Source organism: Ruegeria sp. AL7, from assembly GCF_056536105.1.
Map to the genome: position 1 here is coordinate 175,104 of NZ_JBQFJF010000001.1, position 20,567 is coordinate 195,670.

Below are 20,567 nucleotides of genomic sequence, written 5' to 3' on the forward strand. Positions count from 1 at the left end.
TGGGATCGTCCGATTGGCCTTGACATGCACAGCGTAGCGCGTAAAAGCGCACGCTCATAGGAATTCAACCGAAAGGCCCCTGCCTTTCCGGACGCAGGAGATAACCATGGCGAAGCCGACGACAATCAAGATCCGTCTGAACTCGACCGCGGGCACGGGCCACTTCTACGTGACCAAAAAGAACGCACGCACCATGACCGAGAAAATGACCATTCGTAAATACGATCCGGTCGTTCGGAAGCATGTCGAGTACAAGGAAGGCAAGATCAAGTAATCTTTCCGTTCCATTTGGACTTTCCAAAAAGGCTCTGCTTGGCAGAGCCTTTTTTTGTGCTGAATTCCGGTGCTTGGTCGCCAATTACGTCAACATGCCCATCTGGGGCCGTTGCAGGAGCGCATCAGCCACCGATGCAATCGCATTGGCTGTGGCTTGCTTTTTGTGCCGACCTGCAAGTACGCTTGAGCAAACCGCCACAAAATGTTGACCGCCATGAAAAAAATCTTGTTATCCACAATAGCCGTTCTGACTTTGGCGGCTTGTGAAGACCCGTTCAACCGTGAAGGTGTCGGGTTTACCGGAATCGATGGCGAACCCCGCACGATTTCCGACGTTCCCGGAGCCGTCGCATTTCTGCCGCCTGAAACGAATGTCCCGGCCGAGCTGGCAGAACTTCAGACCGTTACTCTCTTGGCTGATGAAGTGGACCCCTCCAAGGTGGCAGCCGTTGCTATCGACAATGGCGGGCGGACGCCGGACAATGCGGTGCAGCTACAGGGCAGCGATACGAATCTGTTCCTGAGCACCGTCAGCGTCAACGGAACCTTGTATGGTGTCCTTCGCACACCGACGAACAGCGTAAAGGTCGACAACTCGGTCGGCGTTGGTTTCGCGCAAGAGGCTGAGCGTTTCACCGGGTGTCTGCCTGCCGGTGATGTGTTCCGCAAAGGCACGTCCGAGCGTAGTTCGGGCTTTGCTGTACCGTTGAATTGCAGCTAAGTCTTACACCTTCTGATGTATCAAGCCCTCGCTGATCTAGCGGGGGCTTTTTCTTTGCGGGGTACGCGGACGTCGTCGCCTTGTCCGCCAGGATTCATGTACCGGGCAAGCGCGATCATCAGTTGGTTCTAAACGAAAAAAGGCCGGTCTGATGACCGGCCTTTCCCTTACGTTGGTTTGCAGTTACTCGCGGTTACCCAAGAATTGCAGCAGGAACATGAACAGGTTGATGAAGTCCAGGTACAGGTTCAACGCGCCCATGATAGCGGCCTTGCCCAGCCATTCCTGATCGCCACTATGGGCCATTTGCAGGTATGTGTTCTTGATATTCTGGGTGTCATAGGCGGTCAGGCCCGCGAAGATCAGAACGCCGATGGCCGAGATTGCAAAGGCAACCGCCGAAGACGCCAGAAAGATGTTCACAACCATCGCGACAATCAGGCCGATCAGGCCCATCATCAGGAAAGTGCCCATGGCGGACAAGTCTTTCTTGGTTGTGTAACCATACAGGGACAGGCCCGCAAACGCGATTGCGGTGATCAGGAAGACCTGAATGACCGACTCACCGGTGAAAACAAGGAAGATCCAGCTGATCGAAACGCCCATCACCGCCGCAAAAACGTAGAACACCAGCTGTGCGGCAGCCGCCGACATACGGTTGATCCCGGCGCTGAAGCCGAAGACAAACAGCAGAGGTGCAAACATGATGACCCAGCGCAGGGGCGACGCGTAAATGCTATAGCCCAGCGATGTCAGATAGGTGTCGGCATTCAACTGTGCTGCTGCGGCTGACGGATCGCTTGTGGTTGCCAGGCCTGCGATGGCCCAGGCTGCTGCGAATGTGATGAGCATGCCTACGGACATAGTGCCATAGACTTTGTTCATATGGGCGCGCAGGCCCTCATCAATCTCGGCAGCGCGCGCGCCGGCCGCCGTCCGGATCGTGTCGAATTGTGCCATCAAAGGGTCTCCCTTTACATAATTATTCAGCCCCCCGGCTGTGCGGGAAGCGTTCTAGGCAAATATCGGCAACTCAGGGCTGTGTTTCAAGTATTTACCGCGGAAAACCAACTAATTTACGCAACAAAAGTGACGGTCCGCATCAGCCGACCGCCACTCATGAAGTTACTATTTGATTTTGCATCACTTCTGCCAGAATTCCGGCGCGTCCCAGACGAAACGGCTGGCTTCGGCATCAGCCTCTGATCTGGAGACTCCGATGTCCTGAAGGGCGCGGTCATCAAGCCGTGCCAGTTGGCGGCGTTGACGCTTCAGGGAAACAGCACGCCTGATGATAGTGCCGAGCGATTGCTTTTGGGGCTTGCAAGGGCGATGAATGGCAATTTGGGTCATATTTATTGTCCTTTCGTCTTTTTTCGATGATTTTTCATGTCTTCATCAATTTCCTTGATTGATATGGGAGAGTATGACATATTTTAAAAACGAATATTTTTGATGGAACCCATAAGGAATTGTGAAGATGCGGAATCTGGACATCACAACCCTGCGTTCATTTGTTGCTGTGGCGGATCAGGGTGGGGTGACGCGCGCTGCAGGTTTCCTGCATCTGACGCAATCTGCGGTCTCGATGCAGTTGAAACGGCTGGAAGAGCTGCTTGGCCTTCAGCTGTTGGACCGCAGTGGCAGAACGATTGCCCTGACCGCGTCAGGTGAACAATTGCTGGCTTATGCGCGCCGTATGATCGCGTTGAATGATGAGGTCATCTCGAAACTGACCGATCAGGCCTTTGAAGGTGAGGTGGTATTGGGGGTTCCTCACGACATAGTTTACCCGGCCATCCCACGGGTCCTGCAACGGTTCAACGCGGATTTCCCGCGAGTCCGAGTTCAGTTGGTGTCGTCTTATTCATTGCAATTGAAAGAGATGTACAAACGTGGCGAATGTGACGTGATCCTGACCACGGAACCGTCGTCGGTGGACGGTGCGGAAACCATTGCAGAGCTGCCCTTGCGCTGGATAGGTGCTCCGGGTGGATCGGCCTGGCGCAAGCGTCCGCTGCCTTTGGCACTTGGACGTCGCTGTTTGTTTCGACCACAGGTGATATCGGCGCTGGATGCAGCCGGTATCCCCTGGGAGCTGTCGGTGGAAACTGAAAACGACCGCACAATCGAGGCCACGGTCAGTGCTGATCTGGCAGTGTATGCAGCACTGGAAGGTACCGAAGCCGCACATCTTGAACAGATCGAAGGCGGGGGTGCGCTACCGGACCTGCCTGCGCATATGATCAACCTGTATGGTGGCGAACCGGGGCGAGACGCGGTTGTCGAAGCGCTGGCGCAGTTAGTGCGTCAGAACTTCCGCCTGCTTGGGGGGGCACAGCTGCGTGCCGTGGTGGGCTGATTGCGGTCAGGGGGTGATCACGATTTTGCCTGTCGATTTACGCTCTTTCAGCAACCGCATGCCCTGCGCGACCTCATCAAGAGGCAAGACGTGGCTGATGTGTGGATTGATGCGGCCCTCGGTGTGCCAGCGGAAAAGTGTGTCAAAACTTTCGCGCACGGCTTCTGGCCTGAATTTCAGATACCCGCCAATGTAAAAGCCGATCACGGTCAGGTTCTTGACCAGCAGATGATTGGCGGGGATTTGCGGAACTTCCCCGCCGGCAAACCCGATGGGCAGCAGACGGCCTTCGGGATTGGTGGCGCGGAAGGCCGCCTTGAACACATCGCCGCCGATTGCGTCATAAACGACATCCGCGCCGCCAAGCGATCTAACCCGCTCCCTCAGGTCCTCTGCGGCATCAATCAGGTGATCGGCCCCTGCGGCGCGGGCAACGGCCAGCTTTTCGGGGCCGCGGGCCTGTGCGATGACGGTGGCGCCCATGAGCTTGCCGATTTCAACTGCGGTCAGCCCGACACCGCCCGCTGCGCCGGTAACCAGAAGCGTCTCGCCGGGTTGCAGTCGGGCGCGGTGGTCAAGCGCCATGTGGCTGGTGCCATAGGCAATCTGGATCGCAGCGGCGTCTTCGAAACGGGTCGTGTCCGGCAGCGGGATCGCGCGATCGGCGTCGAAAACGCCATATTCTGCCAGACCGCCCTGACCGGAATAGACGGCGATCCGATCGCCCGGTTTCAGGGTGGACACACCTGGACCGATGGTATCCACGACACCGGCGATTTCCATACCCAAAGTAAACGGCGCAGGCGGTGTATCCTGATACGTGCCTTTCTGCATCAGCAGATCAGCGAAATTCAACCCGCAGGCTTTGATCGCAACCCGTACCTGACCCTCACCCGGCTCGGGTTTCGGTACATCGCACAGCTGGGCAACTGCCCCGTCAGATCTAATACAATAGGCCTTCATTTGGTTCCTCACGTGCTTGGGGCATAGGCACGTGAGCTGTGCGAGATGTCAATTCCTTATGCGCGGCGTCATGAAACGCCTGAAAATCTGTCGCATGTCCAGCCGGGCCACGCGAACAGCGGGCAGGGCATTTGACGCATACAACCACAGCCCTTGTGAGGGGGGATCGACTCAACCAGCTTGAAAAAAAATTCAAAACCGGCAATATTGGCAAGCAGTGCTGGTAACGGGGGACGGCACAGTCCGGATTTGGGGGCGGTTAAGGAAGCCCCTATTGGTATTGCGATCTCGGACGTCGCACGATCCCGTACAAATGTGTGTGTAGTAGAGGAGAATACCAATGACTCATCACGTCGATGTCCATGTGGGCAAGCGCGTTCGGCATCGCCGCTGGCTGATTGGGATGACCCAGCAACAATTGGCGCAGCAAGTTGGTATCAAGTTTCAGCAAATCCAGAAATATGAGACCGGAGCCAACCGAATCAGCGCGTCCCGCCTGTGGGACATTGCCGAGGCATTGGACGTACCGGTCAGCTTCTTCTTTGAAGGTCTGGAAGAGGCCCAGAAAAGCAGCGCGGAAAAGAAATCTGTTCCAGCCGATCTGATGGGCGATAAAGAAGCCCTGGATCTAGTTCGCTCTTACTACGCAATTCCGGAAAACCAGCGCCGCCGCCTGTTTGAACTTGCACGTGTCCTCAGCGACGTCGCCTGATCAGACCGGCTTGACTTTGTCAGGTAATGCACGCACCAGAGCGCCATGCATCCGGCGAGTTTAAGCGACATTGAAATTGCAGAAGAAATGGCCGAAGCGGCACGCGCGGCCATTCTTCCTTTTTTTCGTCAGACCAACCTGGAAACTGCGAACAAGCTGACCGTAGGGTTTGACCCCGTCACCGTGGCGGATCGGGCCGCTGAAAAAGCCATGCGAGAGGTGCTGTCCCGATTGCGCCCTGAAGATGGCGTATTGGGTGAAGAATACGGTGCGCACAAGGGCAGCAGTGGCCGAACCTGGGTTCTGGACCCCATCGACGGCACGCGCGGGTTTATCAGTGGCACACCAACCTGGGGCGTTCTGATCGCGCTCAGCACAGCAGACGGGCCGGTCATGGGGGTGATTGATCAGCCCTACATTGGCGAACGCTTTGTCGGATCGACAGCTGGTGCGCACCTTACAGGGCCACTTGGGACCAGTAAGCTGCAAACACGGGGGACGAAGTCTCTGGCGCAAGCGACGCTGTTCACCACTTTTCCTGAAGTCGGCACCCCGGATGACCGGGCCGGGTTTCAGGCCGTATCGGAGCAGGTGCAACTGACCCGATATGGAATGGACTGCTACGCTTATGCCTTGTTGGCCGCTGGGCAGGCAGATCTGGTGATCGAAGCAGGGCTGAACGCGTATGACATTCAGGCGCCTATCGCGGTTATTCAGGCGGCAGGCGGAATTGTGACCGATTGGCAAGGCGGCCCGGCGCATGAGGGCGGTCGGGCATTGGCCGCAGCCAACGCAGAAATACATGCAGAGGCACTTAATATCCTGCGTCGGTTCTGAAACCAGTTGTCGCAGATACCGATGGCGGGTACATAATACCCGGTCGGTTCTTAAGCCCGTTTTCCGCCGACCTTCGCACTCCTTGCAAGAGACGGGCAGATGCAGGAGCGCGACATGACAGAAATCCTACTCAAAAACGCTGATCTGATCCTGACGATGGACGAGTCCCGGCAGGAACTCCCCGCGGCGGACATTCTGATCCGCGACGGCCAGATCGCGGGGATCGGGCACGGATTGCAGACACAAGGCGAGGTTCACGATGTTTCGGGCTGTCTGGTGACACCCGGGTTAGTGAACACCCATCACCATCTTTACCAAACGTTGACCCGCGCGGTGCCGGGCGGGCAGGACGCATTGCTGTTCGGGTGGCTTCAAACACTTTATTCGATTTGGGAGAAGTTCGGACCGGACGAGATGTTCACCTCGGCCCAGATCGGTTTGGCAGAGCTGGCGCTGTCAGGCTGTACGCTCAGTTCCGATCACCTGTACCTCTACCCCAATAGTTCGCGTCTGGAGGACACGATTGCTGCCGCATCCGAGTTGGGGATGCGATTTCACCCGACACGTGGCGCGATGAGCATTGGTGAAAGCGATGGCGGCCTGCCTCCGGACAGTCTGGTGGAAGAAGAAACTGCCATTCTGGACGACATGATCCGCGTCGTGGATGCTTTTCACGATCCGTCAGAAGGGTCGATGTGCCGCGTAGGTCTTGCCCCGTGTTCACCGTTTTCCGTCAGCCGGGACCTGATGCGAGATGCAGCCCTTCTGGCACGGGACAAAGGCGTGATGTTGCATACACATCTGGCTGAAAACGATGAAGATATCGCCTATTCACAGGCTCAGTTCGGTTGTCGGCCCGGTCAATACGCCGAAGATCTGGGTTGGACTGGCCCGGATGTCTGGCACGCTCATTGCGTCAAGTTGGACGGGGCCGAGATTGATCTGTTTTCACGTACGAAAACTGGTGTCGCTCATTGCCCATGTTCGAACTGCCGTCTGGGATCAGGCATCGCGCCGGTGCGGACGATGCGCGATGCGGGGGTAAAGGTAGGCCTCGGCGCTGATGGCTCGGCCAGTAATGACAACGGTAATCTGATGCTTGAGGCCCGGCAGGCGCTGCTGTTGCAACGGGTGGTCAATGGGGCGGATGCGATGTCGGCCCGCGAAGCATTGGAGATTGCAACACGTGGCGGGGCCGATGTGCTGGGGCGTCCCGACTGCGGGCGGCTTATGCCGGGAAAACGCGCGGATGTCGCTGTCTGGGATATGCGCAGTATCGAATGCGCAGGCAGCTGGGACCCGGCAGCTCTGCTTCTGGCCGGTCCGATGCAAGTAAAGCACCTGTTTGTCGAAGGCCGCCAGATCGTGCGGGATGGGCATATCACGACGATTGACCTGCCCCGCGTGATTGAGCGTCAAAACAGTCTTGCCAAGGGGTTGCAGGCCTAGGCGGCCTGCCGCCCACCAATCCAGACCTCGGCCACAGCCCGATCATCACCCATCATGATGGTCGGGAAGATTGCCTCCCAAACATCGTTTGCACAAGCTTCGCGCTGGGCGATGGCCGGGGTCGAGGCGAGATCAATCACGACCAGATCCGCCTCCATTCCCGGAGCAATGTTGCCGATGCAATCATCCATCCGCAGGCTGCGCGCCGACCCGACTGTACCCAGCCACAGCAATTGCGCCGGATGCAGGGGGCGCCCACGCAACTGACCGATTTCATATGCGGCAGCCATGGTGCGAAGCATTGAAAAACTTGATCCGCCACCGGTATCCGTTGCCAAACCGATCCGGTGGCCATCGTGGATCAAGCCGTTCATGTCGAACAGACCCGACCCTATGAAGGTGTTCGAGGTGGGGCAGTGGATCAGCGACGCATCAACCTCGCGCAGACGATCGCGTTCCCGGTCTTCCAGATGGATGACATGCCCATAAAGTCCGTTCTGCCCCAGCAGCCCGAACTTTTCGTAAGTGTCCAGATAGTCCCGCGCATCGGGAAACAGGGAGCGGACCCACTCGATTTCGTCTGTCTGCTCGCTCAGGTGTGTTTGCATCAGGCAATGGGGATGCTCCGCCCAAAGCGCGCCCATGGCCTCAAGCTGTTCAGGGGTGGACGTCGGTGAAAACCGGGGCGTGATGGCATAGGACAGGCGGTCGACACGGTGCCATTTCTCAAGCAGCGCGGCAGATTGGTCATAGGCGGTCTGGGCTGTGTCACGCAGACCTTCAGGCGCATTGCGATCCATGCAGGTCTTGCCCGCGACCACGCGCTGTCCCCGTTGCAGCGCGGCAGTGAAAAAGGCATCCACGCTTTCGGGGTGGATGGTGCAAAAACTGCACATCGTCGTGGTGCCATGGGCGGCAGTCAGATCCAGATAACGGTTGGCGATTTCAGAGGCGTATTCAGGATCACCAAACTTCATCTCTTCCGGGAAGGTGTAGGTGTTCAGCCAGTCGATCAACCGCTTACCCCAACTGGCAATCATGGCCGTCTGTGGGTAGTGCACATGCGGGTCAACGAAACCTGCAATGATCAGGTGATTGCCATGGTCCTTGATGACGGCATCAGGGTGACGCCGCATCAGCGCATCAGACGCGCCGACATCGGCAACGCGCCCTTTGTCAATCACGACAGCTTCGTCCAATCGGGTCGCTTCGGTTGGCTCTCCGTCAAAGGGTGAGCCTGTGAAACTCAGAACGCGCCCTTTCAAAAGCGTCTTTTGCGCCATTTGCCCTGTTCTCCACCTGTTTGGGACCGCGCTGTAGCATAGGCAGACGAAAGAAGTGGGTAAATCGGCGCATTGTCATTGTTTTCTGGTAGCTGCTTCTTCTATTTAGGGGCCAATCGCCGAAAGAAGGGGGCAGCGCATGACGACAGGCAGTGATCAAGCCGAACACGATCTGCCCCACGACGAAGACGCGTATGCACTGGATCGCCGGACAGTGGCGGCGATCCTATACGCCGTCGATGTGGATGATCGCGACAAGCTGATTGAGCTGATGGAGCCACTGCACGCGGCTGATATCGCTGACCTTCTGGAGCAGATCAATCCTTATGACCGGGCGCGGCTGATCCGGCTTTATGACAAGGAATTTGACGGTGACATCCTGTCTGAACTGGACGAAGCGGTCCGCGAGGAAATCATCGCCGTCCTGACCCCCGAGGTTCTGGCGGAAGCCGTGCGCGAGATGGAAAGCGACGACGTCGTTGACCTTCTGGAAGATCTTGAGGAACCGCAGCAGGAAGCCATTCTGGGCGCGCTCGAAGATTCCGAGCGGCTAGCGGCGCAACAGGCGCTTGCTTACCCCGAGAATTCGGCTGGTCGTTTGATGCAGCGCGAGGTCGTCATGGCGCCCGAGCATTGGACCGTCGGTCAGGCCATCGACTTCATGCGTGCCAATGACGATCTGCCCGAGCAGTTCTATCATGTTGTTCTGGTCGATCCGCGCCTGAAACCAACAGCGCAGGTGACATTGGGCAAGCTGATGGCGTCCCGTCGTGAGGTGCCGTTGCGCGATCTGGCGGAAGAGGAGTTTCACATCATCCCCGTTGATCAGGACGAGGAGGACGTGGCTTACGCCTTCAACCAGTATCACCTGATCTCGGCCCCTGTAGTGGATGCCGATGGGCGTCTGGTTGGTGTGATCACCATCGATGACGCGATGGTCGTTCTGGATGAAGAGCACGAAGAAGACATCCTGCGCCTTGCCGGTGTGAGCGACGAAAGCTCTCTGTCCGACAGTGTCGCGGCGACCAGTCGGCGACGGTTGCCGTGGCTGGCGGTAAACCTGTGCACAGCGATATGTGCTTCGTTGGTAATCTCGCAATTTGCGGCGGCAATTGACCAGCTTGTCGCGCTGGCCATCCTGATGCCGATTGTTGCATCCATGGGGGGCAATGCGGGTACTCAGTCGCTGACCGTTGCAGTGCGCGCACTGGCGACGCGCGACCTGACCAATTCAAACGTGATGCGCGTTATCAGGCGGGAACTGCTGGTGGGCATGTTGAACGGGCTCTGTTTTGCCATTGTACTGGGGACCGTGGGGATGCTGTGGTTCGGTTCACCTTGGCTGGGTGTCGTGATTGGGTCAGCCTTGGTCGTGAACATGATCATCGCGGGCTTTGCAGGTACGGTAGTACCGGTGGTGCTGGATCGTCTGGGAATTGACCCGGCTCTGGCGTCAGGAACCTTTGTGACAACCACAACCGATGTCATGGGGTTCTTCATCTTTCTTGGGCTTGCCAGTGTGGTGCTATTGTGACCGATCTGACTGAAATCAAAGCAGCTGCACGCAAAGCGGCATTTGCGCGCCGCAAGGTCGCGTTCGACACGCGTGTTCCCGGTGCAGCCGGACGTTTGTCCGAGGTTCTGGCGGGTTATCGCGGTGTGCCCTTGTCAGGCTACATGCCGATCCGGACCGAGATCGACCCGGTATCCGCCATGGCTGAAGCTTCGGCTTATGGGCCTGTTGGTGTTCCAGTGATCCAAGCCGCTGGAAAACCGCTGAAATTTTCGCGCTGGACGCCGGAAGGACCGCTGAAAGACGGCCCATTCGGTGCCAGAGTGCCCGAGGTCGATGATTATTTCGACCCCGAGATCCTGATCGTGCCGCTGGTGGCTTTTGATGCCAACGGCGGGCGTCTGGGATATGGCGGTGGATTTTATGATCGCACGCTGGAAGGATTGCGAGGCAAGCGCGCGACACTGGCAATCGGTTTCGCTTTTGACGCGCAAGAGGCGCAGGATCTGCCGCTGGAGCCAACCGATCAGCCGTTGGACATAGTTATCACGGAAAGCCGGGTGCTGACGTTCTAAGCCTCATTGCTGAAAGTGGCCGCGTAGATAGTCCCAGGCATCCACTTCCGTGCCGTCCTTCAGGATGCAGACACCAAAGACGCTTCCGTCTTCGTTCTTCCGAAGTTGGTAAACTCCATCATTCTCGACGCAAAAGGTTGCCGCGGGATTGGGCATGGATGTCTTTGTGCCTTGCGCCATAACGCCCGAAGCGACCACAAGGCCGAATGTCAATATTGCCAATAACTTCACAACATATCCTTTTGATATAAGCGCATGGCTAAGACTTTGCCACGCCTGCAAGCAATTTCAAGTTCGGGCTCAACTTAAATTTCACGGTTCCGCCTTGTTATTGCCCAGCACAGCCCCTACGACCCGGATCATGAGGATTTTGTTTCTTGGTGATGTCATGGGGCGCGCGGGGCGCGCGGCCGTTCAGCAACATTTGCCGCGCCTGCGCGACGAATGGCGGCTGGATTTCGTTGTGGTCAATGGCGAAAACGCGTCGAACGGCATGGGGTTGAGCGGCGATCACGCCAAGCTGCTGCTGGATGCCGGTGCAGATTGCCTGACATTGGGCGACCATGCGTTCGACCAGAAAGACATGCTGCAATATATAGAGAAAGAACAGCGCATCGTGCGCCCGGTGAACTATGCCAAGGGCGCGCCGGGGCGGGGGCACCGGCTGTTCAACGCACCCGGAGGGCGCAAGGTTCTGGTGGTGCAGGTGTTGGGGCAGGTCTTTATGAAACGGCCATTCGACGACCCGTTCTCGGCCATAGAGCCCATCCTGAAATCGCACCCCAGGGGCGGGCAGGCACAAGCCATCATTGTCGATATGCATTGTGAGGCGACGTCCGAGAAGATGGCCATGGGTCACTATTGCGACAAGCGCGCCAGCCTTGTGGTGGGCACACATACCCATGTACCGACAGCGGATTCGCAGATTCTGCCGGGCGGCACAGGCTATCTGACGGATGCGGGCATGTGCGGCGACTATGACTCGGTCATTGGTATGGACAAGCAGGAACCGATGCGCCGGTTCATAACCGGGATGCCCAAGACCCGGTTTACCCCTGCCAATGGCGAGGCCACGCTGAGCGGAGTGTTCGTCGAAACGGATGATCGCGACGGTCAGGCCAAATCTGTTCGCATGGTGCGCGTTGGTGGGCGTTTGGAACAAGCCGGGCCTGATTAACGAACGTCGGGCTTGCCCTGCCACGCGCAATGCGTGAAACTGCATGTCATCAGGCGCTTGGGCCAGGGTTCGGACAGAATACCACGAATGAATTTCCTTTCACTGACAGAGACGGGCAGCGCAATTCTGGCGCTGCTGATTGTTGCGAGCATGTTCGTCATGTTCCTGCGCGAGGTTTATCCGACCGAGGTCGTGGCCATCGGCGGTGTCTCACTGATGCTGGTCACAGGGATATTGCCCTATCAAAGCGCGCTGGCGGTCTTGTCCAATCCCGCGCCCTGGACGATTGGGGCGATGTTCATCATCATGGGGGCCTTGGTGCGGACCGGGGCCTTGGACGCCTTCACGTCGACCGCGCAAAGGCAGGCGCAGGTCAACCCGCGCATTGCCATCGGATTGCTGATGGGGTTTGTCGTTCTGGCCTCGGCTTTTGTGTCTAACACGCCCGTTGTTGTGGTCATGATCCCGGTCTTTGTTCAGATCGCCCGCACCCTGAACGTTCCCGCGTCAAAGCTGCTAATTCCGCTCAGCTATGCCGCCATTCTTGGCGGGACACTGACATTGATCGGAACGTCCACCAACCTGCTGGTGGATGGTGTGGCCCGCGCGCAGGGGATGAAAGCCTTTTCGATATTCGAGGTCACGCCGCTGGGGATTGCACTGGTGATCTACGGCATGGTCTATCTGCGCTTCATCGCCCCCAGATTACTGCCCGAGCGGGACAGCATGGCCTCGCTGCTCAGCGACCGGTCCAGAATGAAGTTTTTCACCGAAGCGGTCATTCCGCCCGACAGCAACCTGATCGGGCGTGAAGTGACCGGCGTTCAGTTGTTCAAACGTCCCGGCGTGCGTCTGATCGATGTGGTCCGGGGCGATGAATCGCTGCGGCGCAATCTGAAGGGCGTTGAATTGCAGGTCGGTGACCGCGTAGTTCTGCGCACCGAGATGACCGAACTTCTGAGCCTACAGAGCAACAAAGAGCTGAAGCGTGTGGATCAGGTTTCTGCTGTCGAGACCAAGACGGTCGAGGTGCTGATCACACCCGGATGCCGTTTGGTGGGTCGGACCCTTGGAATGATGCGACTTCGGCGTCGGTATGGTGTCTATGTGCTGGCCGTTCACCGTCGCAATCAGAATATCGGTCGCCAGTTGGATGATCTGGTGGTGCGGGTAGGGGATACACTACTGCTGGAGGGCGCCCCGGCAGATATCCAGCGCCTTGCGGCGGACATGGATATGGTGGATGTCAGCCAGCCTTCTGCACGCGCCTTCCGTCGCAGCCATGCGCCAATTGCAATTGGCGCGCTGGTCGGGATCGTCGTCCTTGCAGCGCTGGGTGTCGCGCCGATCCTGCTGTTGTCGATTGTGGCCGTAGCCGTGGTTCTTCTGACCCGCTGCATCGACGCGGACGAGGCGTTCTCCTTTGTCGAAGGTCGCCTGTTGGCGCTGATCTTCGCAATGCTCGCCATCGGTGCGTCACTGGACAGCTCTGGCGCGGTTTCACTGATTGTCGAGGCCGTGGCGCCGGGACTAAGCGCTCTGCCGCCCTTCCTGATCATCTGGGCGATCTACCTGCTGACCTCGGTGCTGACCGAACTGGTCTCCAACAATGCGGTCGCGGTTGTGGTCACGCCTATAGCTATCGGGCTGGCCCAGGCCGTCGGAATGGACCCGCGCCCGTTGGTGGTTGCCGTTATGGTGGCGGCTTCGGCGTCCTTTGCAACACCGATCGGATACCAGACCAACATGATGGTCTACGGCCCTGGCGGCTACAGGTTCACCGATTTCATGAAGGTGGGTGTTCCGCTAAATCTGACGGTCGGATTGCTGGCATCCCTGCTTATTCCATTGATCTGGCCTTTGTGATTTCGGCGCAGAATTGCCACTTTGTCGAAGCACATCTTGCAAAGACCCAAGGGCACACGATCTTTTGCAAAGAGGGTTTGCAAAAGGAATTGACCTATGCAGCAATTAAGTCGCGCAATATGGGTGGGTGCAGCAACTTGGGCAGCGTTAAGCGGTGTCGCCATTGCCGGTGCAGTTGAAGGGACCGCCACATACCGAGAGCGCATTGCACTGCCACCGGACGCAACCCTTTATGTCGAGCTTCAGGATATCTCGCTGGCCGATGCTCCCGCTGTCACGCTTGCCGCGCAACGGTATGCGCTGAGCGGGGTGCCCGCACAGTTCAAATTGACCTATGACGATGCACTGATCATGGATGCTCATCGCTATAGCGTTCGGGCATCTGTGATGCAGGGGCAAAACCTGCTGTTCACCACAGATACCGTTTACCCCGTTCTGACGAATGGGGCAGAAAATGCCGCTGATCTTCTGTTGGTTCAGGTCCAGGGGCAGGGGGCGGCAACGCTGGACAACACCCAATGGGCCGCCTCGGGCCTGAATGGTGCGCCTGTCGAATCCGAGAAACGCCCCGAGCTTGTCTTTGGTCAGGATGGGGTTTTTTCAGGAAGCAGCGGCTGCAACCGGTTCAGTGGTCAGGCCGAGATTTCCGGTAATCGCATTGCGTTTCCAGACAACATGGCGGCAACACTCATGGCGTGCCCGCCCCCGCTGGACGCGGTTGAGCGGCAATTCCTGCAAGCCTTGCAAAACGTTACGACATTCGCGATGCAGGGCAACGCTCTGGCTCTGCTAGATGCGCAGGGCCAGCCGGTGATCAAACTGGTGCGCAAGTAACAGGGAAAGTGCGTCAGGCGACGGCCCTTGAACGCCCGGCATTGCGACCGGAAAAGATGCAGCCGCCCAGGAATGTGCCTTCCAGCGCGTTGTAGCCGTGATAGCCGCCACCGCCGAATCCGGCGACTTCGCCAGCAGCGAACAGGCCCGGTACGACATTGCCGTCTGATCCAATCATCTGACTGTCCAGATTGGTCTGCAACCCACCCAGAGATTTGCGTGTCAGAATATGCAGCTTGACGGCAATCAGCGGGCCGTTGGCCGGATCCAGAAACTTATGCGGTTTGGCTGTGCGGATCAGTTTATCTCCGCGATAATTGCGCGCGGCAAGGATCGCCATCATCTGCGCATCTTTCGAAAAGGGGTTGTCGACCTGAGAATCCCGGGCTTCGATCTGGGCACGCATTTGAGCCTCGTCTATCGGAGTGTCGCCCAGATGGTTCATGCCGTTGACCAGTTCAGTCAGCGTTTTTGCAACAACAAAGTCCTCACCCTTTTCCTTGAACGCCTCAACCGGAGCAGTTGCGCTGGAACCTGACAGAATGCGTTGGCGGATAACCTCTTTCCAGCTGCCCGAAGTGAAGTCGGGGTTTTGTTCCGACCCGGACAGCGCAAATTCCTTTTTGATCACCTTCTGGGTCAGAACAAACCAGCTGTATTCATACCCGGTTTTCAGAATCTCACGCAGTGTCCCCAATGTGTCGAACCCCGGCAGGCACGGCGGTGCCAGGCGGTTGCCCCTGGCGTCAAACCACATTGAACTTGGGCCGGGCAGGATACGAATGCCGTGGGCGGGCCAGATCGGGTCCCAGTTGCGCACGCCTTCGGTGTAGTGCCACATCCGATCACCGTTGATGACATGGCCGCCCGCTTTTTCGCTGATTGCGATCATGCGGCCATCGACGTGAAAGGGCACCCCTGCAACCATATCTTTTGGTGGCTCACCCAAACGGTCCCGGGGCCAATTTTGACGCACCATGTCAAAATTGCCGCCAATACCGCCGGAGGTGACGATGATCGACGGGGCATAAACTTCGAACTCGCCAACCTCATCGCGGTTGGTTTTGCCACCGCGCTGCGAGGTGTCATCGGCCAGAATTTCTCCGGAAACACCTTTAGCGGTTCCGTTCTGCATGATGATATGGCTGACCTGGTGGCGGAACTTCATCTGGATCAATCCGGCGCTGACATGGTCGCGGACACGTCGGATAAAATGTTCAAGAACGCCGGGGCCGGTGCCCCATGTGATGTGAAAGCGCGGGACCGAGTTGCCATGCCCCGTCGCATAAGACCCGCCACGTTCGGCCCAGCCAACGACCGGAAACCAGCGCAGGCCCATTTCGTGCAGCCACTGACGCATCTCGCCAGCCGCAAACTCGATATAGGCTTCGGCCCATTTGCGGGGCCATGCGTCTTCGTCACGGTCAAACTGTGCGCTGCCCATCCAGTCGCGCAACGCCAGATCGTGGCTGTCGCGTATACCCATGCGGCGCTGTTCGGGGGTGTCGACCATGAACAGTCCACCAAGGCTCCAGAACGCCTGACCGCCCAGAAAGGTTTCGGGTTCCTGATCGAGTATGATTACCTTTTTGCCTCGGTCGCCCAGTTCGGCTGCGGCGGCCAATCCGGCCAGACCAGCACCGATTACGATCGCATCAGCAGTGTTGTTTGTCATAACGGTCCTTTCAGCGCCTGCGGAACCAGACAAGAAACGGCAGAACCACGGCGTACATCGTAATGCCATAAACCGCCGAGGGCAGGGCCAGCGGGCTGAACCCGCTTTCGGTATTCGTGATCAGCGCCGCCAGTGTAATGCCCAGCGTGGAGTTTTGAATACCGGTTTCGATCGAGATCGTCTTGCACTCATTCCAGGACAGGTTTGATATCCGCGCAAGCCCCAGCCCGATGAACAGCAGGGTGATATTCAAAGAAATCAAGCCTGCGCCCATGATGCCAAGATTGTCGACGAACAATTGCCAGTTCCCGGCCAGTGCCGCGGCAACGATCAGCACGAACAAAACGGTCGCGAGCGTTGACAATCCCGGCTCTACGCGGTTTGCAAACTCCGTTGCAAAGTAGCGAATTCCGACCCCGATTGCCACAGGCAGCGTTGTTATCAGAAACAATGCAACAGCCAGCCCGGTGATCGAAACCTCGGGGGCTTCGTCGCCCATGAAGTGCCTGATCGACCACGCGGCCAGTATTGGCACGGTCACCATCGACAAAAGGCTGATCACCGCGGTCAGGCTGACTGAAAGCGCGACATCGGCTTTGGCGAGCTTGGAGAGGATGTTGCTGGTTACGCCGCCCGGGCAAAAACTGAGCAGCATGAAACCAACCGCGATCTCGGGGGGCAATGCAAAGATTGTGACCGTCACAAAGGCTGCGACTGGCAAGAGAACAATCTGGCTTACCGCCCCGATGGCAAAGGCGCGTCGCCGGCTCAGGATACGACGGAAGTCTGCCACCTCCAGCCCGATGCCCAGAGACAACATGATAATGGCAAGCGACACCGGCAAGCCGACATTCAAAAGCAAATCCAAGGACAACCCCTCCCAAAGTTGCGTCAGATCAGCCTATGCGAGGGGGCAAGGCGCAGGCAACCGCGCCGTTGGGTCACTCGTATCGCTGGACGAAACGGCGCAGGATTTCACCGGGTTGCGTAACCTCTGCCGAATGGCAATGGTCGATCAGTTTCTGCGCGTCTTCGGGCGGGAAGTAGCCATGGTTCTTGTAGATGTTGATGCGTTGTTCAAAGTCTTTGGCATCGGCTTCCGGGTGGAACTGAGTGGCATAGACGTTCTGGCCCCAGCGGATCATCTGGAACGGGCAGGGGTCGGACGCAACAAGGTGAACGCAGCCCTCGGGCAGGGTTTGAACCGCTTCTTTGTGACCAACAAAAGCATCAAAGGTGGCGTCCAATTCTGCGGTAAGCGGGTCTTGTTGTCCTTCGGGGGTCAGTTGGCACCTGGACGGCCCCACAGGTTCGCTGTACCGGGCTTTACTGACGTTGCCATCCAGATGTACGGCCAGAATACCAAGGCCATAGCAGCAGCCCATGAACGGGTGATCCTGTTCGATGATCTGCGGCATCAACCCCATGATCGCAGCCTCGATCCGGGCATCCAGCGGGGATTTGGTTGCGGGGTCATCACTGACGCATCCCGGTCCGCCGCCTACAATAACCCCCGCATAGTCGGCGACTTTCAGCCCTTCCGGCAGGTCTTCGCAATCCAGACGGATGCGGTGTGTGCGTTCGGGCGATAACCCGCTGCGGTTCAGGATCGAAGCATATTCTGCGTCGGAGGCATCCGTTTCCGGGCGCAGTTGCAGGATCAAAAAGCGTTTCATGATCAGCCTTTACCCGTCACAGCGGCCAAAAGACAAGGATGGCGGGGACGGAAACCGCGATGATCAGAGCCTCCAGCGGCAGGCCCATGCGCCAGTAGTCGCCAAAATGATAGCCGCCGGGGCCCAGAACCAGCGTGTTGTTCTTGTGACCGATAGGCGTCAGGAACGCAGCCGAAGCCGCAACGGCAACGGTCATCAGGAAAGGGTCGGGCGACACCCCGAGCGTTTGGGCCATCTGGATGCCCACCGGTGCCGCGACGATGGCGGTGGCGGTGTTGTTCAGTACATCCGACAAGGTCATCGTCACGACCATCAGTACCGTCAGGATCGCCCATGCAGGCAGACCGTTAGTCAGCTGGATCAGCGCATTGGCAATCAGCTCGGTGCCGCCGGATGTTTCCAAAGCGCTGCCCAGTGGGATCATCGAACCCAGCAGCACGACAACGGGCCATTCGATGTGGTTATAGATCTCCGTGATTGGCATGACTTTGGTAAGCACATAGGCAATGACGACAAGCCCCAATGCGACTGGAAGGTAAATCAACCCAACACTGGCCGCAAAGACGGCAGCGGCAAACAGACCGATGGCCAGCCAGGCCTTGTCGTTTGCCGTCACGTTCAATCCGCGTTCGGCCAGTGGCAGACACCCCAGCCAATCGGTCACATCAGCGCTGCGATCACGAGGGCAAAGCAGCAGCAGGATGTCTCCCGGTTGAACCTCGGTCTTGCGAACCTGTTCGGTGATCTGACGACCCTGACGCGAGATGCCCATCAGGACGGTACTTTGGCGCCAGGCCAACCCGATACCCTGCGCAGTACGGCCGCTTATGCGCGCGCTTTCGGGAACGACCACTTCGATTACTTCCAGACCTTCGCCCTCGGCAGTCAGCAGCTCTTGCCGTCGTGTGTCCGAGAAATCCAGTTTCAGCGCAGAACGGAATTCGTCCAGTGCTTCGGGGCGTGCTTCCAGCACCAACGCGTCGCCATCGTTCAATGTGGCATGGGTTGACCGACCATATCGCCGTTTCCCATCCCGGATCAGGCCGATGATAGCCACGTCGGATTTTTCGGCCGTTTCATAAAGCTCGCTGACCCGTTTGCCGATATGGGCAGAGCCCGGCGGGATCGTCAGTTCGGCAATGTATTCGGCCAGTACCTCGGATGTTTCTTGTTGCACGCCGCGATTGGGGATCAATCGCCATCCGATCAGCGCGACAAATGCCAGACCGGCAATCGCTGCTATTCCACCAACAGGGGCAAAATCGAACATGTGAAACGGCTCACCCAGTGTTTCCTGCCGGATCGAGGCGATGATGATATTCGGCGGGGTGCCGATCAGGGTGACCATGCCCCCCAGAATGGTGGCAAAGCTCAGGGGCATCAGGGACAGACCCGGGGGCCGACCCGCTTTGCGCGCGGTCTGAATATCCACGGGCATCAGCAGGGCAAGCGCCGCGACATTGTTCATGAAGGCCGACAGAATCGCACTGATCCCGCCCATCAGGGCGATATGCGCGCCCAGCCCCCGTGACGCATCAACCAGAGTGCGGGTGATCAGAAAGACCGCACCCGACCTGACCAAACCGGCAGAGACCACAAGCACCAGCGCGACGATAATTGTCGCCGGGTGGCCAAAGCCCGCAAAGGCGCCACCCACCGGCACAACACCCAGAACGACGCCGATCATAAGCGCGGCAAAAGCCACAAGATCGTATCGAAACCGACCCCAAAGCAGCATTCCGAAGACAGTGATGAAAAGGGCAAAAAGTATGATCTGATCTGTCGTCATGCCGTCACCATACAAGGCGGTGAGGTCGTCGCAAGCCGCTCTCTTGATCCTGCCCCCCGCAAACGTCTATATGAGCGCCGAACACGCAAACATGATGACGAGGACGCACTATGGCAGGCCACTCCAAATGGGCCAACATCCAGCACCGCAAGGGGCGTCAGGACGCCGCGCGGTCCAAACTGTTTTCCAAACTGTCGAAAGAGATCACCGTGGCCGCCAAGATGGGCGACCCCGATCCCGACAAGAACCCGCGCCTGCGTCTGGCGGTGAAAGAAGCCAAGTCGAACTCGGTCCCCAAGGACGTGATCGACCGCGCGATCAAGAAATCCCAAGCGGGTGAAGGCGACGATTACGAAGAAATCCGCTATGAGGGCTATGGGCCCAATGGTGTTGCGGTAATTGTCGAAACCATGACCGACAACCGCAACCGGACCGCATCGACCGTTCGTTCCACGTTCTCGAAGAACGGTGGCAATCTGGGCGAGACCGGCTCGGTTGGGTTCATGTTTGACCGCAAGGGTGAGGTCATTTACCCGGCAGATGCTGGTGATGCCGACACGATTTTTGAGGCCGCCATCGAGGCCGGAGCCGAAGACGTCGAAAGCTCGGAAGACGGTCACATCATCTGGTGCGCGGATACTGATCTGAACGATGTCTCCTCTGCATTGGAAACCGCGCTTGGAGAATCGGAATCCACCAAGTTGGTCTGGAAACCGACCACAACGACGGAACTGGGCCTTGAGGACATGCAAAAGTTGATGAAGCTGGTCGATGCGCTGGAAGACGATGACGATGTGCAGCGTGTCACGACCAACTTCGAAGCCACCGATGAGGTCATGGCGCAGCTTTAAGCTGACCC

The 20,567-nt window shown here is 57.9% G+C and carries 21 protein-coding genes; 12 read left to right on the plus strand and 9 right to left on the minus strand.

Annotated features, from left to right (window positions below; genetic code table 11):
- Positions 1-106 precede the first annotated feature (106 nt).
- Together rpmG and ACR3E2_RS00915 are read left to right on the plus strand one after the other, a co-directional pair.
- Complete coding sequence (rpmG, locus tag ACR3E2_RS00910; RefSeq protein ID WP_037309480.1) at positions 107-274, plus strand: 50S ribosomal protein L33; 168 nt, start codon at positions 107-109, stop codon at positions 272-274.
- A gap of 216 nt (positions 275-490) precedes the next feature.
- Positions 491-997 carry a hypothetical protein gene (locus tag ACR3E2_RS00915; RefSeq protein WP_480482002.1) on the plus strand — a complete coding sequence of 169 codons (507 nt, stop codon included), beginning with the start codon at positions 491-493 and terminating at the stop codon, positions 995-997.
- A gap of 183 nt (positions 998-1,180) precedes the next feature.
- On the opposite strand, the gene ACR3E2_RS00920 is transcribed toward ACR3E2_RS00915, so the two are convergent.
- The gene (locus tag ACR3E2_RS00920) at positions 1,181-1,957 is read right to left on the minus strand and encodes a Bax inhibitor-1/YccA family protein (RefSeq protein WP_209504618.1); all 777 of its coding nucleotides are present in this window, start codon (positions 1,955-1,957) and stop codon (positions 1,181-1,183) included.
- 183 nt (positions 1,958-2,140) lie between these two features.
- Positions 2,141-2,350: a DUF1127 domain-containing protein gene (locus tag ACR3E2_RS00925; RefSeq protein ID WP_267367668.1), complete on the minus strand. Its 210-nt coding sequence runs from the start codon at positions 2,348-2,350 to the stop codon at positions 2,141-2,143.
- A gap of 127 nt (positions 2,351-2,477) precedes the next feature.
- Here ACR3E2_RS00925 and ACR3E2_RS00930 point away from each other — a divergent pair, with 127 nt between their 5' ends.
- Positions 2,478-3,359: a LysR family transcriptional regulator gene (locus ACR3E2_RS00930; protein ID WP_480482000.1), complete on the plus strand. Its 882-nt coding sequence runs from the start codon at positions 2,478-2,480 to the stop codon at positions 3,357-3,359.
- 6 nt (positions 3,360-3,365) lie between these two features.
- Here the strand turns inward: ACR3E2_RS00930 and ACR3E2_RS00935 are convergent, their stop codons facing one another.
- A complete protein-coding gene (locus ACR3E2_RS00935) occupies positions 3,366-4,322 on the minus strand; it encodes an NADPH:quinone oxidoreductase family protein (RefSeq protein WP_480481998.1) in 957 nt (318 codons plus the stop codon).
- Between the two features lie 340 nt (positions 4,323-4,662).
- Here ACR3E2_RS00935 and ACR3E2_RS00940 point away from each other — a divergent pair, with 340 nt between their 5' ends.
- From ACR3E2_RS00940 to ACR3E2_RS00950, 3 genes are all read left to right on the plus strand, one after another.
- Complete coding sequence (locus tag ACR3E2_RS00940) at positions 4,663-5,034, plus strand: helix-turn-helix domain-containing protein (RefSeq protein WP_267365354.1); 372 nt, start codon at positions 4,663-4,665, stop codon at positions 5,032-5,034.
- A 45-nt stretch (positions 5,035-5,079) separates the two neighbouring features.
- Positions 5,080-5,871, plus strand: coding sequence for a histidinol-phosphatase (hisN, locus tag ACR3E2_RS00945; protein WP_480481996.1), 792 nt, complete (start codon positions 5,080-5,082; stop codon positions 5,869-5,871).
- Positions 5,872-5,985: 114 nt separating this feature from the next.
- Entirely contained in the window at positions 5,986-7,320 is a 1,335-nt protein-coding gene (locus ACR3E2_RS00950) for an 8-oxoguanine deaminase (protein ID WP_480481994.1), read from the plus strand.
- Here ACR3E2_RS00950 and guaD read toward each other — a convergent pair.
- Positions 7,317-8,603 carry a guanine deaminase gene (gene guaD, locus ACR3E2_RS00955; RefSeq protein ID WP_480481992.1) on the minus strand — a complete coding sequence of 429 codons (1,287 nt, stop codon included), beginning with the start codon at positions 8,601-8,603 and terminating at the stop codon, positions 7,317-7,319. The two genes, ACR3E2_RS00950 and guaD, sit on opposite strands and share 4 nt — an antisense overlap.
- A 139-nt stretch (positions 8,604-8,742) precedes the next feature.
- On the opposite strand from guaD, the gene mgtE reads away from it, so the two are divergent.
- Both mgtE and ACR3E2_RS00965 read left to right on the plus strand, forming a co-directional pair.
- A complete protein-coding gene (mgtE, locus tag ACR3E2_RS00960; protein WP_267365362.1) occupies positions 8,743-10,137 on the plus strand; it encodes a magnesium transporter in 1,395 nt (464 codons plus the stop codon).
- A complete protein-coding gene (locus tag ACR3E2_RS00965; protein WP_480481990.1) occupies positions 10,134-10,691 on the plus strand; it encodes a 5-formyltetrahydrofolate cyclo-ligase in 558 nt (185 codons plus the stop codon). The genes mgtE and ACR3E2_RS00965 overlap by 4 nt, the downstream gene beginning before the upstream one ends.
- A gap of 3 nt (positions 10,692-10,694) precedes the next feature.
- Here the strand turns inward: ACR3E2_RS00965 and ACR3E2_RS00970 are convergent, their stop codons facing one another.
- Positions 10,695-10,922 carry a putative hemolysin gene (locus ACR3E2_RS00970; RefSeq protein ID WP_267365364.1) on the minus strand — a complete coding sequence of 76 codons (228 nt, stop codon included), beginning with the start codon at positions 10,920-10,922 and terminating at the stop codon, positions 10,695-10,697.
- Between the two features lie 130 nt (positions 10,923-11,052).
- Here ACR3E2_RS00970 and ACR3E2_RS00975 point away from each other — a divergent pair, with 130 nt between their 5' ends.
- From ACR3E2_RS00975 to ACR3E2_RS00985, 3 genes are all read left to right on the plus strand, one after another.
- The gene (locus ACR3E2_RS00975) at positions 11,053-11,868 is read left to right on the plus strand and encodes a TIGR00282 family metallophosphoesterase (protein ID WP_209504607.1); all 816 of its coding nucleotides are present in this window, start codon (positions 11,053-11,055) and stop codon (positions 11,866-11,868) included.
- Positions 11,869-11,955: 87 nt separating this feature from the next.
- Positions 11,956-13,734 (plus strand): SLC13 family permease, encoded by a 1,779-nt coding sequence (locus tag ACR3E2_RS00980; protein WP_480481988.1) that lies wholly within the window; start codon positions 11,956-11,958, stop codon positions 13,732-13,734.
- Between the two features lie 96 nt (positions 13,735-13,830).
- A complete protein-coding gene (locus ACR3E2_RS00985; protein ID WP_480481986.1) occupies positions 13,831-14,568 on the plus strand; it encodes a YbaY family lipoprotein in 738 nt (245 codons plus the stop codon).
- A gap of 13 nt (positions 14,569-14,581) precedes the next feature.
- Here ACR3E2_RS00985 and ACR3E2_RS00990 read toward each other — a convergent pair whose 3' ends face one another.
- From ACR3E2_RS00990 to ACR3E2_RS01005, 4 genes are all read right to left on the minus strand, one after another.
- Positions 14,582-16,243 (minus strand): FAD-binding dehydrogenase, encoded by a 1,662-nt coding sequence (locus ACR3E2_RS00990; protein ID WP_480481984.1) that lies wholly within the window; start codon positions 16,241-16,243, stop codon positions 14,582-14,584.
- Between the two features lie 10 nt (positions 16,244-16,253).
- Entirely contained in the window at positions 16,254-17,111 is an 858-nt protein-coding gene (locus tag ACR3E2_RS00995; protein WP_480481982.1) for a bile acid:sodium symporter family protein, read from the minus strand.
- A gap of 73 nt (positions 17,112-17,184) precedes the next feature.
- Positions 17,185-17,919: a glutamine amidotransferase gene (locus tag ACR3E2_RS01000; RefSeq protein WP_480481980.1), complete on the minus strand. Its 735-nt coding sequence runs from the start codon at positions 17,917-17,919 to the stop codon at positions 17,185-17,187.
- Positions 17,920-17,935: 16 nt separating this feature from the next.
- Positions 17,936-19,708, minus strand: a complete 1,773-nt coding sequence (locus ACR3E2_RS01005; RefSeq protein WP_480481978.1) for an SLC13 family permease — start codon at positions 19,706-19,708, stop codon at positions 17,936-17,938.
- A gap of 110 nt (positions 19,709-19,818) precedes the next feature.
- On the opposite strand from ACR3E2_RS01005, the gene ACR3E2_RS01010 reads away from it, so the two are divergent.
- Positions 19,819-20,559: a YebC/PmpR family DNA-binding transcriptional regulator gene (locus ACR3E2_RS01010; protein ID WP_480481976.1), complete on the plus strand. Its 741-nt coding sequence runs from the start codon at positions 19,819-19,821 to the stop codon at positions 20,557-20,559.
- Positions 20,560-20,567 lie beyond the last annotated feature (8 nt).